Source organism: Pseudoteredinibacter isoporae (genome assembly GCF_040372805.1).
Taxonomy (GTDB): Bacteria; Pseudomonadota; Gammaproteobacteria; order Pseudomonadales; family Cellvibrionaceae; genus Pseudoteredinibacter; species Pseudoteredinibacter isoporae_A.
This window is the reverse complement of sequence record NZ_BAABWJ010000006.1, coordinates 183687-199050: the sequence shown is the minus strand read 5'-3', so window position 1 is coordinate 199050 and position 15364 is coordinate 183687. Positions and strand designations below refer to the sequence as shown.

At 51.1% G+C, this 15364-nt stretch carries 13 protein-coding genes; all 13 read left to right on the top strand.

All coding sequences use genetic code 11. The features are described from left to right. Positions 1-129: 129 nt before the first annotated feature. Positions 130-1161 carry an SMP-30/gluconolactonase/LRE family protein gene (locus tag ABWW03_RS13525; RefSeq protein ID WP_353408935.1) on the top strand — a complete coding sequence of 344 codons (1032 nt, stop codon included), beginning with the start codon at positions 130-132 and terminating at the stop codon, positions 1159-1161. A 172-nt stretch (positions 1162-1333) separates the two neighbouring features. Next, on the top strand, positions 1334-3538 hold the full coding sequence (flhA, locus tag ABWW03_RS13520; protein WP_353408933.1) for a flagellar biosynthesis protein FlhA: 2205 nt from the start codon (positions 1334-1336) through the stop codon (positions 3536-3538). Positions 3539-3594: 56 nt separating this feature from the next. After that, complete coding sequence (flhF, locus tag ABWW03_RS13515; protein WP_353408931.1) at positions 3595-5202, top strand: flagellar biosynthesis protein FlhF; 1608 nt, start codon at positions 3595-3597, stop codon at positions 5200-5202. A gap of 112 nt (positions 5203-5314) precedes the next feature. Then, positions 5315-6142 carry a MinD/ParA family protein gene (locus ABWW03_RS13510; RefSeq protein ID WP_353408929.1) on the top strand — a complete coding sequence of 276 codons (828 nt, stop codon included), beginning with the start codon at positions 5315-5317 and terminating at the stop codon, positions 6140-6142. 2 nt (positions 6143-6144) lie between these two features. Continuing rightward, the gene (locus tag ABWW03_RS13505; RefSeq protein ID WP_435372759.1) at positions 6145-6897 is read left to right on the top strand and encodes an RNA polymerase sigma factor FliA; all 753 of its coding nucleotides are present in this window, start codon (positions 6145-6147) and stop codon (positions 6895-6897) included. 398 nt (positions 6898-7295) lie between these two features. Next, positions 7296-7682, top strand: a complete 387-nt coding sequence (gene cheY, locus ABWW03_RS13500; RefSeq protein WP_353408927.1) for a chemotaxis response regulator CheY — start codon at positions 7296-7298, stop codon at positions 7680-7682. Between the two features lie 21 nt (positions 7683-7703). Then, on the top strand, positions 7704-8501 hold the full coding sequence (locus tag ABWW03_RS13495) for a protein phosphatase CheZ (RefSeq protein ID WP_353408924.1): 798 nt from the start codon (positions 7704-7706) through the stop codon (positions 8499-8501). Between the two features lie 12 nt (positions 8502-8513). Next, positions 8514-10646: a chemotaxis protein CheA gene (locus ABWW03_RS13490; protein ID WP_353408922.1), complete on the top strand. Its 2133-nt coding sequence runs from the start codon at positions 8514-8516 to the stop codon at positions 10644-10646. A 151-nt stretch (positions 10647-10797) separates the two neighbouring features. Then, positions 10798-11847 (top strand): protein-glutamate methylesterase/protein-glutamine glutaminase, encoded by a 1050-nt coding sequence (locus ABWW03_RS13485; RefSeq protein WP_353408920.1) that lies wholly within the window; start codon positions 10798-10800, stop codon positions 11845-11847. After that, a complete protein-coding gene (locus ABWW03_RS13480) occupies positions 11847-12590 on the top strand; it encodes a flagellar motor protein (protein ID WP_353408918.1) in 744 nt (247 codons plus the stop codon). The genes ABWW03_RS13485 and ABWW03_RS13480 overlap by 1 nt, the downstream gene beginning before the upstream one ends. Positions 12591-12613: 23 nt before the next feature. After that, a complete protein-coding gene (gene motD / locus ABWW03_RS13475) occupies positions 12614-13615 on the top strand; it encodes a flagellar motor protein MotD (RefSeq protein ID WP_353408916.1) in 1002 nt (333 codons plus the stop codon). 200 nt (positions 13616-13815) lie between these two features. Beyond that, on the top strand, positions 13816-14670 hold the full coding sequence (locus tag ABWW03_RS13470) for a ParA family protein (RefSeq protein WP_353408914.1): 855 nt from the start codon (positions 13816-13818) through the stop codon (positions 14668-14670). Positions 14671-14864: 194 nt separating this feature from the next. Beyond that, positions 14865-15362 (top strand): chemotaxis protein CheW, encoded by a 498-nt coding sequence (locus ABWW03_RS13465; RefSeq protein ID WP_353408912.1) that lies wholly within the window; start codon positions 14865-14867, stop codon positions 15360-15362. Positions 15363-15364 lie beyond the last annotated feature (2 nt).

Below are 15364 nucleotides of genomic sequence, written 5' to 3'. Positions count from 1 at the left end.
AGGGCTTAGCCACACCCCCTGGCTGTGGACGGACCCAATCAAGGATAATAAAAAAGGCACCCTATGTTACGCATTACCGTCATTGCTGTTCTTGCACTCTTACTCTATTTCTGTTTTTGGCCAGTTCCTGTGGATCCCATAGCGTGGCAGGCGCCAGCGAATCCCGGATACCAGGGGGCCTTTAAGCAAAACAATAGGCTTGCGGATGTCGAGTTATTGAGTATCGGCAATGAACACGGGCCGGAAGATATGGATGCCGATGCGTCGGGTGCCATATATGCGTCGGTTCACAGCGGCTGGATTTTGCGAAAGGTACCGAATGATGACAGCTTTGTGCCCTGGGTAAGTACCGGTGGACGCCCACTGGGTATGGATTTTGATGGTGAAGGCAACCTGGTGGTGGCCGATGCCTTTAAAGGTTTGCTTAGCATTGCACCGGATAAAACGATTACCGTGCTTAGCGATCATTTCGAAGACAGTCCTATCTTGTACGCTGACGATGTCGACATCGCCCCAGATGGCAAAATCTATTTTTCGGACGCGTCTGTGCGTTTTGGGGCTGAGGAAAATGGCGGAACTTATGAGGCCAGTTTGCTGGACGTATTGGAGCATTCGCGCTCAGGGCGGGTTCTGGTTTACGATCCGGCCGATAACAGCACCAAGTTGTTAGTGGATGGTCTGAGCTTTGCCAATGGTATTGCGATGGACCCGAATGGCCAGTTCATCCTCATCAATGAAACCAGCGAATACCGGGTGCACAAGTACTGGATTGCCGGAGATCGGGAGCATCAGATCGACACTGTGATCGAAAACCTGCCAGGTTTTCCCGACAATATTGTTCCCGGTCAGGATGGTCGTTTCTGGTTAGGGCTGGTGTCGCCACGTTTGCCGATTGTTGATGCCTTGGCGGATAAACCCTGGCTGCGTAAAGTGGTTCAACGTATGCCGGCGTTTGTTCGTCCGGCGGCCAAGTTTTATGGTCATGTCGTCGCCATTGATTCTAATGGCAAGGTGCTGGTTTCCCTACAGAACCCCAGCGGTGACTACCCTGTGACCACCGGCGTTCTGGAAACTGATGATTATTTGTACATCAGCAGTTTAATGGCACCCGTCGCTGCACGTCTGAAAAAAGACGACAAGATCTTGGCGCCTCAGAATTAAGCTCGATAATCCATCCAGCGGGTCTAAGGCCCTGACACCTTTCCAGCGCTCGCAAGCTTAGATGGCATGCGAGCTTTCGCTTCAGCGGCAAAAAAATTCCCCTCGGCGGCAAATTCGGTACGCTTCTTGCGATACCCAGCTCTCAAGCCTTTGAGTGTCAAAAAGCCGAATTATGCCGTTACCGAGTTTTGCCGATATAAGATCTTTGCCCCAACAATTCGATCGCGATGCCGCGATCAATAATGCGCGCAGTTTTGGCCAGGGCAATTTGGGTGTACCACTGCTTTTATTGATGCTACTTGGCATGATGATTTTGCCATTGCCTGCGTTCCTCCTGGATTTGTTTTTCTCCTTTAATATCGCCTTGTCCATCGTCGTGTTATTGGTGGGGATCTATACCTTGCGTCCTTTGGATTTTGCGGTTTTCCCAACCATTTTGTTGGTGGCGACCTTAATGCGGCTGGCCCTGAATGTGGCCTCGACTCGTGTGGTTCTGCTGGAAGGTCACAATGGCGGTGATGCGGCGGGTAAGGTTATTCAGGCTTTTGGTGAAGTGGTTATCGGCGGTAACTATGCCGTGGGTTTGATTATTTTCATCATCTTGATGATCATTAACTTTGTGGTGGTGACCAAGGGTGCGGGCCGTATTTCTGAAGTGAGTGCCCGATTCACCTTGGACGCTATGCCCGGTAAGCAAATGGCTATTGATGCGGATTTAAATGCCGGATTAATTGATCAGGATGAGGCGCGTACTCGTCGTGAAGAAGTGGCTGGTGAAGCGGATTTTTACGGGGCAATGGACGGTGCCAGTAAATTTGTTCGCGGTGATGCGGTCGCCGGCATTTTAATTCTGGTCTTGAATGTTGTGGGTGGATTGATTGTCGGCATGGCTCAGCATGAATTGAGCTTCGCCGAAGCGGGAGAGAAGTATGTTCTCCTGACCATCGGTGATGGTTTGGTGGCCCAGATTCCTTCCCTGTTGTTGTCGACGTCAGCTGCCATCATGGTGACTCGCGTAAACAGCTCAGAAGACATGCGCAGCCAGGTGATTGGTCAAATGTTCGACTCACCCAAAGCCTTGGGTGTTGCTGCGGGTGTATTGTTTCTGATGGGTTCCATTCCAGGAATGCCCCATTTTTCCTTTTTAAGTCTGGCGCTGGTAACAGGCTCAGTCGCTTACGTGATTCACAAGCGCAACAAGTCGGATGAGGAAAGTTCAGAAAGCGGCAGTCGCAGTGTGAGTCCCTCTTCGGGGGCTGGCGCCTCGGCAGGTGAGTTGGTCCCTGTTGGGCCAGGTGACGAGCCGGGTATCAGCGAAGAAATCAGTTGGGACGATGTGATTCCGGTCGATGTTGTGGGCCTGGAAGTCGGTTATCGAATCATTCCCCTGGTCGACACCAATCAGAATGGTGAGCTGCTCGGTCGCATTAAAGGTGTGCGTAAAAAGCTTTCCCAGGATGTGGGTTTTCTCATCCCTTCGGTCCATATTCGAGACAATCTGGATTTAAGCCCAACGGCCTACAAAATTTCCTTGATGGGTGTGGCCTTGGGTGAGGCGGAAGTGTATCCGGATTCTTTCCTGGCCATCGATCCCGGTCAGGTGTTCGGCAAACTGGAAGGCGTTCAAACCCGGGACCCGGCCTTCGGTTTGGACGCGGTTTGGATTGAAGAGTCTCAGAAAGATCATGCCCAAACGATGGGGTACACCGTAGTGGATGCGGCGACGGTCATTGCCACTCATCTCAATCAAATTCTCCAGAAACACGCCTACGAATTGCTTGGGCATGAGGACGTCCAGAAGTTATTGGATATTCTCGCGGAAAAATCTCCGAAGCTCGCTGAAGAATTGGTGCCGAACACGATCAGCTTGAATGTTTTGTTGAAGGTTTTACAAGGCCTGCTGCAGGAGGGGGTCTCCATTCGGGATATGCGCAGCATAGCCGAGGCGATCACAGCGAATGCTGATAAGAGTCAAGATCCCGTCGCACTGAAGGCCGCTGCGCGTGTTGCTCTGGCCCGCCAAATTGTGCAAGGCCTTGTGGGCTCTGAGCCGGAGCTCCCCGTAATGACTTTAGATCCACAGTTGGAACAGCTTTTGCTTAGTTCTGTACAGCAGGCGCAGAAATCTGGCACCGATGACGGAGCATTCATCGAACCTGGTTTGGCTGAGCGTTTGCAGCAGGCATTGATCAGTGCCGCGCAACAACAGGAACTGGCAGGGAAGCCCATCATTCTGTTGGTTGCCGCGCCGCTGAGAGAACTGATGGTGAAATTCAATCGCTTCTCTGTGCCGGAAATGCGGGTTCTCGCTTACACCGAGATTCCGGATAACAAGCAAATTACCATCGAGATGGCTGTTAGCGTCGACGCGGCCTGATTCGAAATAAGCAATAAACCCAAGCCAAAGAGCCAATGGGTGAGTAGGAGAGAGTCATGCAAGTAAAGCGTTTTGTTGCTGCCGATATGAGACGAGCGCTGGAGCTGGTGCGTCACGAGCTCGGGCCTGAAGCCGTCATTCTTTCCAACCATCGAACCGAAAAAGGTGTTGAGGTGATGGCATCTCTGGAGTTGCCTGAAAAACCCAGCCCGGTACCCAGCAAACATTTACAGGACTCTCCTGCGGCATCATACGATGTGCCAATGGCCAGCGATCAAGCCTGGCAACAGCAAATACAATCTCAACAGTTGGCAGACACAATGAGTGGTGCCAGCCTGGAAATGCGTACGCCGCTGCATCGTGGACAAGCATCCGGTAAAACCCGAGAGGAGTTGGCTGAAGAAGTGGCTTCTGCCCGAGACAAAATGTTGGCGGCCCGCAATCGTGCCGAAGCCGGCGCAGCGCCATCGGCTTCGTCGCTCAAACGTTCGGCTGCGGTAAGCAGTTTCCCAGCTGCGGCCGCGATGGCTCACCAGCAGATCAATCGCGCTGAGCCTCAGCCAGTACATCACGACGCTGCCGCACAATGGTCTGGGGCAGCTCAGGCAATGCCACAACCGCAACTGCAAGTCGATCATTTCCCTGCGCAAGATGCGAATTTCAGCCCAGTGCCACATTCGCAAACTCAGGTGGATCACCAAGCCATGCAGAGAGAACTGCGTGCACCGGTTCATCCGGCACCGGTTCAGCCACAAGCCATGGAAGTGGATGACAAGATGAAATTGCTGATGGCCGAGTTGTCGGACATGCGCAGTTTATTGGAAGAGCAGATTGCTCAGACGACTCATCAGAGTGGCGTAAAAAATCCGGTTGTAGAATCGGTACGCGCACGTTTGCAGAAACTGGGTTTGAGCCAAGCTGTTGTAAAGCAATTATTGAATCGTTTGAATCCTGGTCAGAGTATTGGCGACAGTTGGAACGAAACTTTATCCCATTTAACACAGTCGATTCCGGTTTTGCCGAAAGATATCACCGAGCAGGGTGGGGTGTTTGCTTTTGTCGGTCCAACTGGAGTCGGTAAAACCACCACCGTTGGAAAACTGGCGGCGCGCTATGTGATGAAGCATGGCCCTGAGCAGGTCGCCTTAATTACGACCGACACGTATCGCATTGCGGCGCATGATCAACTGCGAGCACTGGGTGCCATTCTAAAAGTGCCGGTAAAGGTGGTAGAGGAAGACGAAAATCTGAAAGATGTTATCGACAGCTTTAAACAACGTTCATTGATTCTAATCGACACTGCGGGTTTTCGTCATGGTGACCCAATGCTGCATCAACAGCTGTCGTTGGTACAACAGCATCGCGCCGTTCGCAGCTATTTGGTCATGGCCGCAAACAGCCAATGGCAGATGCTGAAAGCGTCCGCTCACGCTTATGCTGGCCGTGGACTGAGCGGTGCGGTGTTGAGTAAATTGGATGAAACCACAGGGCTGGGTGAAGCACTGAGTGTCATCATTGAGCACGATTTGCCGTTGGCTTACAGTACCGACGGTCAGAATATTCCGCAGGACATTGCTGTTGCTCGCAGTCAGCACCTTGTCTCTACCGCACTGGAATTGGGGCAGGTAGACGAGGCGACGAGCAAGAAGTCGGTGGAATTTTAAGCGAAAAATGAAACTTTAATTTTTTTGGCCAAACGGCAGGATAAATGGAAATAGCCAACTATACTGAATAAGTTATTCCATATTCCCGCTAGAGACAGGAGCGAATTATCCCATGAGTTATGGTCGACCGGTTCAAGTGATTGCAGTGACCGGAGGTAAAGGTGGGGTTGGAAAGAGTAATATCTCTGTAAACCTGAGCATTGCCTTAGCCGAGCTGCATCGCCGGGTGGTACTGCTAGACGCCGACTTGGGATTGGCGAATGTGGACGTGTTATTGGGTCTGAAAGCCCAATACAATTTATCCGATGTACTTTCCGGTGAACGCCGATTGCCAGAGATTATGATATCGGGCCCCAGTGGCGTTGATATCGTTCCTGCCGCATCTGGCGTTCAACAAATGGCTACGCTGGGGGATCAGGAGCACGCGGCTTTGATCCGAGCGTTCAGCGATATCGCTGATAATCTTGATGTGCTCGTGGTGGACACTGCCGCCGGAATTTCTGATTCGGTTGTGAGTTTCGTACGCGCTGCCAATGAGATTCTTGTCGTGGTCTGTGATGAACCATCATCGATCACCGATGCGTATGCCCTGATTAAACTGATGAACACCGAATACGGTACTTTTCGTTTTCGGGTGGTTGCCAATATGACGCGCAACAATCAGGAAGGCAGTAAGCTGTTTGCAAAGCTGAATGCCGTTTGCCAGCGCTTCTTGGATGTGTCCCTGCAATATATCGGTCACATTCCCTTTGACGAAAATGTTCGCAAAGCCGTGCAAAAGCAAACTCCGATTTTAGAATATGCGCCTCGCAGCAAGGCGGCCCAGGCGATACGAACCCTGGCACAAAAAGTGGATGAGCTTCCTTTGCCCAATAACCCGAGAGGGCATTTGGAGTTCTTCGTAGAAAAGCTGCTTAATGTGGCCAACTCAGGATTTTAGCGATGGCAGTATCTGATAGCTTGGCAATGTACGGCCAGACACAAACGCCCAGTGTGAATATCCGTGTAGAGGATTACGCAACACTGGTGAAGCGCATTGCACATCATATGATGGTGAGAATGCCGGCGTGCGTACAAGTTGAAGATTTGATTCAGGCTGGAATGATTGGCCTGCTTGAAGCCGCTCAGAAATACGATGCCTCAAGAGGTGCAAGTTTCGAGACCTACGCCGGGATTCGAATACGTGGCGCGATTGTCGACGAAATGCGAAAAGGTGATTGGGTGCCGCGATCCGTGCACCGTAACAATCGTCGCATATCCGATGCTATTAATACGGTTGAATCCCGAGAGGGGCGTGATGCTTCCGATCAGGAAATTGCAGCCGAACTGGATATGACGTTGGACGAGTATTATCACGTATTGAAAGACAACGCCAGCAGTCGACTGTTCAGCTTTGAAGAAGCGTTTGGTGGTGAAGATACGCGCATGAGCAGTGAACACACCAGTATGGCGTTCATTGCCCCTCACGATAATATGCAGCGCGAAGGTTTGAAAGAATCTTTGGCCAAGGCGATTGCCGATCTTCCTGAGCGCGAACGTATGATTCTGGCCTTGTATTACGATGAAGAATTGAACCTGAAAGAAATTGGGCAAATCATTGGGGTCAGCGAATCACGAGTGAGCCAGATTCACAGCCAGGCAACCGCCAGGTTAAGAACAAAGCTCAGTGATTGGCAAAAAAATGGCGTCTCTTAAGGGCGCCATTTTTTTTGAGCGTCTTCGCTGATTTTTTGACAGGCCCTGATAAATAAATCGTTTTTTTCTTCCATTCTAACTCTCCAGTCGTCTGTTCCGAGTGGTTTTTCACCTCACGGGCAGTAGATAAACTCCTCGCAAAATCTATTAGATTTATTCAAAAATTCCACAATGTGCGCAAATAAAGTGCGATTTCATTTAATTACTAAAGAATTCTCCAAAATGACCAATAAAGGTACATGAGCGGGCGGGAATCAAAGAAATTCTACTGCGCCAACTCATGGGTAATAAATTCGGATATATATCGGCCGTGACTGAGCAGATCGAGAATTACCAACTATCATCAAGTATATATTCACCGTTAGATGAGCCCGTTTGGGGGCTGCCTGGAGGCTACATTGGATACTGATATGAAAATCCTCATTGTTGATGACTTTTCGACAATGCGCAGGATTATCAAAAACCTTTTGCGTGATTTGGGGTTTAATAATACCCAGGAAGCTGATGATGGCATGACAGCATTACCAATGCTTAAGGCCGGCGGCATCGACTTTTTAGTGACTGACTGGAACATGCCGGGCATGACTGGTATCGACCTGTTGAAGGCTGTTCGTGCTGACGACAGTTTGAAAAGCCTTCCAGTGCTTATGGTGACCGCAGAAGCGAAACGTGAGCAAATCGTAGAGGCCGCCCAGGCGGGTGTAAATGGCTATGTTGTTAAGCCTTTTACCGCAGCGGTTCTTAAGGAGAAAATCGACAAGATTTTTGAACGGGTTAATGGCTAAGCAGTGAGCTGAGGAAAGTCTATGAATACCCAATATATTGCCGGCCAGTCTGACGACTTCATCACTGAGTTGCGCGAGTGCGCAAAGTTGCTTGTCGATAAGCTGGAAGCAGACCAAATGGAGGAAGCCGGGCAACTGATCCACGCTCTGATGGATGCCCGTGATCGCCATTTATTTACATCTGTGGGTCGCCTTACGCGCGGCCTGCACAATGCTATCGTCAACTTTCATGTTGATGAGCAATCCAAGCATCAACCGGCACCATTAGAAGGTACGGAAATTCAAGATGCTTCTGATCGCCTGCATTATGTCATCAAGATGACGCAGCAGGCGGCAGACAAAACCATGGATAGGGTAGAAGCAACCGCACCGGTTGCAGATCGACTGGGTCGCGAAGCGGCTGAGTTGCGTTCGGAATGGATGCGCATTAAAAGTCGTGAAATGTCGGCCCAGGAGTTTAACAAACTCTATCCGAGAATGGATATGTTTCTGAACCGAATGAGCGACGATGCGAATCTGATTAATTCCAACCTCCAGGGGATTATGATGGAGCAGGAGTACCAGGATTTAACGGGCCAGGTACTCAATCGCGTGATGGCGCTCATTAGTGATTTGGAAGGCGATCTTGTTGAACTGATTAAGGTTGCTTCTCAGGTAGAGGACATCACAGGCATTTTACCAGACGACAATGGGCCGGCTGCTGTTGAAGCAAAAGCGGCAGACGCATTGAGCGGACCACAGATCAATCCTGAGCAGACCGAAGGTGCGGTAAGCAGCCAGGATGAAGTTGATGACCTGCTGTCCAGCCTTGGATTTTAAGGGGTGTAAGTTATGAGCTTTGGGGACGACGAAGAGATACTCCAGGACTTCCTTGTTGAAGCCGGCGAGATTCTGGAACTGCTTTCTGAGCAGTTGGTGGATTTGGAAAACAGTCCGGAAGATACGGATTTACTGAACGCCATTTTCCGGGGTTTCCATACGGTTAAAGGCGGTGCAGGGTTCCTGCAGATTGATGCCATGGTGGAGTGCTGCCATGTAACGGAAAATCTGTTTGATATTTTGCGCAACGGGAAACGAAAAGTTTCACCTGCCTTGATGGATGTGGTACTGCAAGCCCTGGATATGGTGAATCAGCAGTTTGCTGAATTAAGTGCCGGTGAAACTCCGAGTGCGGCAAGCCCAGAGCTGTTGGAAGAGCTGGGTAAACTGGCAACACCGGAAGGTGAGGGGGAAGCCGAGGCCGAAGTGGCAGTGGAACCCGTGGTGGAAGAAGCCCCGGCGACTCCTGTCGCTGAGGCACCTGCCGAAGCCGCCAGCGATGAAATTACCCAGGAAGAGTTTGATGCATTATTGGACGAACTCGATGGTGCCAAACCGGCGGCCCAGGATTCTGGTAATGTTGATGAGATTATCAATTCGGATAATCCAGAAATTACCGATGCTGAATTTGAGGCTCTGCTAGACGGACTGCATGGCGCCGCGCCGAAGTCTGAAGCGGCCCCCCAAGCTAAGGCCGAAGCACCGAAGAATACAGCTGCGGCGAGCGGAGGTGATGAAATCTCCGAAGCGGAATTCGACGCATTGCTGGACGATTTGCACGGCAAAGGGCAAGGCCCAACGGCTGGGACCGCTCCGGCCGCCGAAAAGGCAGCCGCTGAGACTAAGGTCAGTAAGATTGAACCGGCGAAAGCCAAAGCGACTCCGAAAAAGGCTGAACCCAAAGAGGCCGCCAAACCGGCCGCAAAAGCCAATGTCACCAATATCGCCAATGCCAAAAAAGGCAATGCCGGTCAGGGTGCCGCGGCCTCCGGTGAAGCATCGGTTCGTGTTGATACCCAGCGTCTCGACGAGATCATGAATATGGTCGGCGAGCTGGTATTGGTTCGCAATCGCCTGGTTCGTATTGGCGGCAAGTCGAGCGATGAATCACTGTCCAAAGCGGTTGCGAATCTGGATGTCGTCACAGCGGACTTACAGTCTTCTGTTATGAAGACTCGAATGCAGCCAATCAAGAAAGTTTTTGGACGTTTCCCGCGAGTGGTTCGTGACTTGGCGAGAAATCTCGGCAAAGAAATTAAGCTTGAATTGGTGGGAGAGGACACCGACCTCGATAAGAATTTGGTGGAGGCCTTGGCGGATCCATTGGTGCACTTGGTGCGCAATGCAGTCGACCATGGTATCGAATCACCGGACAAACGCGAAGCCTCGGGTAAAAGCCGGGTTGGGACCGTGACGCTAGCGGCCGAGCAGGAAGGTGATCATATCCTCTTATCCATCACCGATGATGGTGGTGGTATGGATCCTGATGCTTTGCGTAAAAAAGCGGTGGAAAAGGGCCTGTACGACGATGATTCCGCTGCGCGCCTGACCGATGAAGAAGCTTTTAATTTGATTTTTGCGCCTGGTTTCTCAACCAAGGTCGAGATCTCCGATGTGTCGGGGCGTGGTGTGGGCATGGATGTGGTGAAAACCAAAATCTCCCAGCTCAACGGTTCGGTAGACATCAAATCTCGTTTAGGTGAAGGCACCAGTCTGGTCATTAAAGTGCCGTTGACCTTGGCCATTATGCCAACGCTTATGGTCATGCTGGGGGATCAAACTTTCGCACTGCCCTTGATGAGTGTGAATGAAATCTTCCAGATGGATTTGACCAAAACCAACATTGTTGACGCGCAAGAATGCGTGACGATTCGCGACAAAGCTGTGCCACTGTTCTATTTGAAAAAGTGGCTGGTGGAAGACGATATTGATCCGCTGGCCGAAGCGCACGTCGTTATCGTAAGTGTAGGCACCGATCGTGTTGGCTTTGTGGTGGATCGTCTGATCGGACAAGAAGAAGTGGTCATTAAACCGCTTGGCCAAATGCTACAGGGAACCCCAGGCATGGCCGGTGCGACCATTACCGGTGACGGAACCATGGCACTGATTTTGGATGTGCCGGCGATGCTGAAACGTTACGCATAAAAACCGATTGCCAGCCCTGCTGGCAATCCTGCAATACATCTTGCAAAACAGACGGGAGCCAAGATCTGCCTCTGCCGACAGCAGTACATGGAGTGTGTGCCAGCAGTTGTTTGTTTTTATTGCTTGGGTTTACTGAAAGGGGAAGGACATAATGTCCGTTAAAGTACTAATTGTCGACGACTCACTGTTTTTTCAAAACCGCTTGCGAGAAATGATCGGTTCGCACGTCAATATCGACGTTGTTGGCGTGGCGAACGATGGTAAAGAAGCGGTGGCCAAAGCGGCCGAGCTAAAGCCTGATGTCATCACCATGGATTATGAAATGCCGGAGATGGACGGCGTTACCGCCGTGCGTGAGATCATGGCGAATAATCCTGTTCCCATTATTATGTTTTCTTCTCTGACCTATGAAGGCGCTAAGGTGACACTTGACGCGCTTGCCGCAGGTGCGGTGGACTTCATGGCGAAGAATTTTGCTGAGTTTTCGAGAGATTCGCAGAAACTGAGTACCGCCTTGCAGGATCGAATTTTAACCGTTGCGATGCGTGGCGAAAAAGCCGTTGCTTCTCCATTTTCATCCACCGCTCCTGCGAAGCGTAAACCGACGTCTATTTCGGCTCGACGCACCTTGAGTCAGGCACCATCGGTAGTCGTTATTGGTTCTTCCACAGGCGGGCCTGTCGCTTTAACCGATATTCTCTCGGCTTTGCCAGCGAATTTTCCAATTCCATTGGTTTTGGTTCAACACATGCCAGCAAATTTCACAATGGCCTTTGCTGAACGTTTGGACAGAGAATGTCAGATTCGTGTTCGCCATGCTGAAAATGGAGAACTGCTGGAGCCGGGCACCGCCTATTTGGCTCCAGGCGGAAAGCAGTTGTCGTTCAACAAATCCAACCCGATGAAAATTGATGTTTTCGATGGTGCGCCGGATGTGAGTTACAAGCCTTCAGTGGATTTGACGTTCAGCTCAGCGGCCGAGGCGTTTGCCAGTCGAGCCTTCGGCATTATTTTAACAGGCATGGGCAGCGATGGATGCGAAGGCGCAAGAGCCATCAAACAACGGCGTGGCACCATATGGAGCCAGGACGAAGCAACCTCCGTTATTTATGGTATGCCTATGGCAGTCGCAAAAGCGGAATTAACGGACCATGTTTTGCCATTGCATGAGTTCGCGTCACAGTTAGTCGAGATCAGCTGATGGATTTACTCACGCTTATCGGATTGGCCGTTGGAACGGCCGCACTGCTCGGCGGGAATTTTCTCGAAGGTGGCAGTTTACAATCCTTGCTCAATGGCCCGGCAGCGTTAATTGTCATCGGCGGTACGGTCGGTGCGGCGGTCTTACAAACTCCCCAGCCCCATCTTCAACGGGCGTTGACCTTGGGAAAACGGATCTTCTTTCCACAGTACCCGGCTTTTGATGCCGGTATCAAGCGCGTGGTGAATTGGGCTGTTGTGGCCAGACGTGAAGGTTTATTGGGCTTGGAACCTATAGCCGATAAAGAACAAGATCGGTTTGCTCATAAAGCCTTGTTGTTATTGATCGACGGTAACGACACTCAGCTTATTCGGCAATCATTGGAAATCGACATGATCTCTCAAGAGCAGCGCGATCACAATGCCGCGAGTTTTTACGAGTCCATGGGGGGCTACGCGCCAACGATCGGTATTATTGGCGCCGTGATTGGTTTGATTCATGTAATGAAAAATTTGTCCGATCCATCCCAGCTCGGGCCTGGCATCGCGGTAGCATTTGTGGCGACGATTTACGGTGTGGCATTTGCCAATTTGTTTTTGCTGCCCATTGCCAATAAATTGAAGCAATCTGTGAATGCCGATTCTCTGTATCGAGAATTGATTATCGAGGGTATTGTGGCCATTGCGGAAGGGGAGAACCCACGCAGTATCGAACTCAAACTCCAGGGCTTTTTGCCGCGCTAGGGCCGGCGAGTTTCGGGGGATTTATGCGTCGTCATCGTCCGCAACAACAGATTGAAGTCAAGCATGAACGCTGGATGGTGTCCTACGCCGATTTCATTACCCTGTTGTTTGCATTCTTTGTTGTGATGTATTCGATTTCACAATTGAACGAAGCCAAATACAAAGAACTCTCAACCAGCTTGAACGCGATTTTTACGTCGCCACCACGCAACCCTAATCCCATAGCGATCAATGAACACTCATCCACTCAATCGACCGTGATTGATCAAAGCAAGCAAGCGAAGCTTGCGGGCACTCCTGCAATTGTGGCTGATCTCAGCCAGCTGGAAAGCCAATTAACGAGTGAATTTGCTGATTTGATTGACGATGAATTGGTTGAGCTTGACAGCAATGAGCTGTGGCTGGAATTGAAATTGAATTCCAATGTGCTGTTTGCCAGTGCCAGCGCAGACCCGTCTGATGCCGCGAAAACCCTGTTCGAGCAACTTGCCCGAAAACTGCGCGGTTATGAAAACCAGATTCAGATTGAGGGCTACACCGATAATCAAGCCATACGTTCCTCACGTTTTGCGAGTAATTGGGAACTGTCTTCAGCGCGGGCCGCAGCGGTGGTTAAATTATTGATGGCTTCTGGTGTCAGGCCACAACGGCTTTCCGCCGTCGGCTATGGTGAGTTTCAACCGATTGCTGACAATAATACCGTCGCAGGCCGGCAGCAAAACCGGCGCGTTGTCGTTATGGTGTCCAGGCGCGCGCCTGAACGCATGAGTGTGAGTGCGCGCACGGCGATGGACATGGCTGCCAGGGGAGACACTGCCTTCCAGAGTCAGAGTGAAATCAGTCGAGCCTCCAGCCGGGCTTCGGCTATTGCTGAAATGCGCGCAATGGCCGAGCAGAGATTACTGCAGGAGCTCGAGGCCGAAGCGGCGGCTCAGCAAGAAGAGGCCTTGCCTCCATTGATTCTCCAACCGCAAACCACCGACAGTGGTGGCTTGCTGTATCGCAGTGGCGACGAGCCACAGTAAATTCCCACTCCGTTCATCCGGAGCACGCTGAAATCCTCGAAATTGGTACACGCCTTGCTCTATTACGGAGTAAATCCAGCGGATATCGACCAAAGCGGCGGCACTCCGCTGAACGTGTAGCCACCGGGGGCAATCCCTGGCCTATAGGGTGTAGAGCGAGCGGCAAGTCATTACCGTCGCAATAAGTAGAGGATGTGATCATGCAAGTGTGGACCGTAGCGAACCAGAAGGGCGGTGTGGGCAAAACAACCAGTGCGGTGACGTTGGGTGGTTATGCGGCTCAGGCCGGCAAACGTGTGTTGTTGATTGACCTGGATGCACAGGGCTCGATGAGCTGTTACTTCGGGATAAAGCCTCAGGCATTGAAGCAATCATCCGCAGAATTACTTCATCATGAGGAGCCTGTAACTCGCCAGGAGATAATGGACATCGTCGTTGAGTTGCCCTACGAGGGCATGAGCTTAATGCCGTCCTCGCCCAGCCTGATTACTCTGGAGCGTACTTCACAGCATCGGCGGGGTTTTGGCCTGGTGTTGGGACAGGTGCTCAGTTTGCTAGAGGACGATTTTGATCTGGTTTTGATCGATTGCCCGCCAGCACTAGGGGTGTTGATGATCAATGCTCTGGTGGCCAGCACTCGCCTGATCATTCCGGTGCAAGCCGAATTTTTGTCGCTGCAGGGCTTTGCGCGGATGCAACAAACCGTCGATATGGTGCAGCATTCGCTGGATACCGTTATTGATCGGGTGGTGGTTCCGACGATGGTGGATCGACGTACCCAGGCTTGCCAGCAGACGGTACGTTCCTTGCGAAATGAGTTCCCGGTGGATCTCTGGCCGGGGCATATCCCCATCGACACCAAGCTTCGCGATGCCAGCCGCCTGGGGGTTCCTGCGAACCTCTTCCAGCCCGCCGCCAAAGGCGTGCAGGCCTACGGTGCTCTGTATCGATTCCTGGAGCAGCGCATCAATAGCCAACGCAGTGTGGATTCTGAAGGTGAAACACTCGCGAATTCCGACAAAGCGACAAAAGCTTATTGGGCTGAGGCTGTATAAATCTGATTTCCCGCCGATAACCCCCTTGGGTGGTCGTTTTTGCATTCCGACCAAGGGGCTGTTTTTTTCCTGACCGTTCCTGGCACAGAACCTGCAAACGACTATATTTAAGAACAGGTGCGTGAAGTTTTTGACGCGAATTAATGCCTGCTTGGCCTTTCAGGGCCAAAAACTGTTTTGAGGGAGTCGAAATTATGTCGGCCAACGCCATTGAAGAGAACGTAAATGATGATCCTACCTTGCAATGGGTGACCTTTAAGCTCGCCGGTGAGGTATACGGGATCAATGTAATGCAGGTCCAAGAGGTCTTGCGTTATACCGAAATTGCACCAGTGCCTGGGGCGTCCGAGTATGTCCTTGGGATCATTAATCTGCGCGGTAATGTGGTTACCGTGATCGATACCCGTGAACGCTTTGATCTCGACGCCACGGATATTACGGATAACACCCGCATTGTGATTGTGGAAGCCGATGGTCATGTGGTGGGTATTCTTGTCGATTCTGTTGCTGAAGTGGTTTATCTGCGTCAGTCAGAAATCGAAATCACGCCTAATGTTGGTAATGATGATAACTCCAAGTATATCCAGGGGGTTTGTCATAAAAATGACGAACTGCTGATTCTGGTTGATTTGGATAAATTGCTCACCGAGGAAGAGTGGGCTGAACTGAATAATGACGAAGTAGCTGTATAAGG

Bases quoted from the DNA above. Each gene is read 5' to 3' on its own strand.
- flhA (WP_353408933.1), top strand. From the start codon at position 1,334: ATGCCGTTACCGAGTTTTGCCGATATAAGATCTTTGCCCCAACAATTC.
- flhF (WP_353408931.1), top strand. From the start codon at position 3,595: ATGCAAGTAAAGCGTTTTGTTGCTGCCGATATGAGACGAGCGCTGGAG.
- ABWW03_RS13510 (WP_353408929.1), top strand. From the start codon at position 5,315: ATGAGTTATGGTCGACCGGTTCAAGTGATTGCAGTGACCGGAGGTAAA.
- ABWW03_RS13505 (WP_435372759.1), top strand. From the start codon at position 6,145: ATGGCAGTATCTGATAGCTTGGCAATGTACGGCCAGACACAAACGCCC.
- ABWW03_RS13495 (WP_353408924.1), top strand. From the start codon at position 7,704: ATGAATACCCAATATATTGCCGGCCAGTCTGACGACTTCATCACTGAG.
- ABWW03_RS13490 (WP_353408922.1), top strand. From the start codon at position 8,514: ATGAGCTTTGGGGACGACGAAGAGATACTCCAGGACTTCCTTGTTGAA.
- ABWW03_RS13485 (WP_353408920.1), top strand. From the start codon at position 10,798: ATGTCCGTTAAAGTACTAATTGTCGACGACTCACTGTTTTTTCAAAAC.
- ABWW03_RS13480 (WP_353408918.1), top strand. From the start codon at position 11,847: ATGGATTTACTCACGCTTATCGGATTGGCCGTTGGAACGGCCGCACTG.
- motD (WP_353408916.1), top strand. From the start codon at position 12,614: ATGCGTCGTCATCGTCCGCAACAACAGATTGAAGTCAAGCATGAACGC.
- ABWW03_RS13470 (WP_353408914.1), top strand. From the start codon at position 13,816: ATGCAAGTGTGGACCGTAGCGAACCAGAAGGGCGGTGTGGGCAAAACA.
- ABWW03_RS13465 (WP_353408912.1), top strand. From the start codon at position 14,865: ATGTCGGCCAACGCCATTGAAGAGAACGTAAATGATGATCCTACCTTG.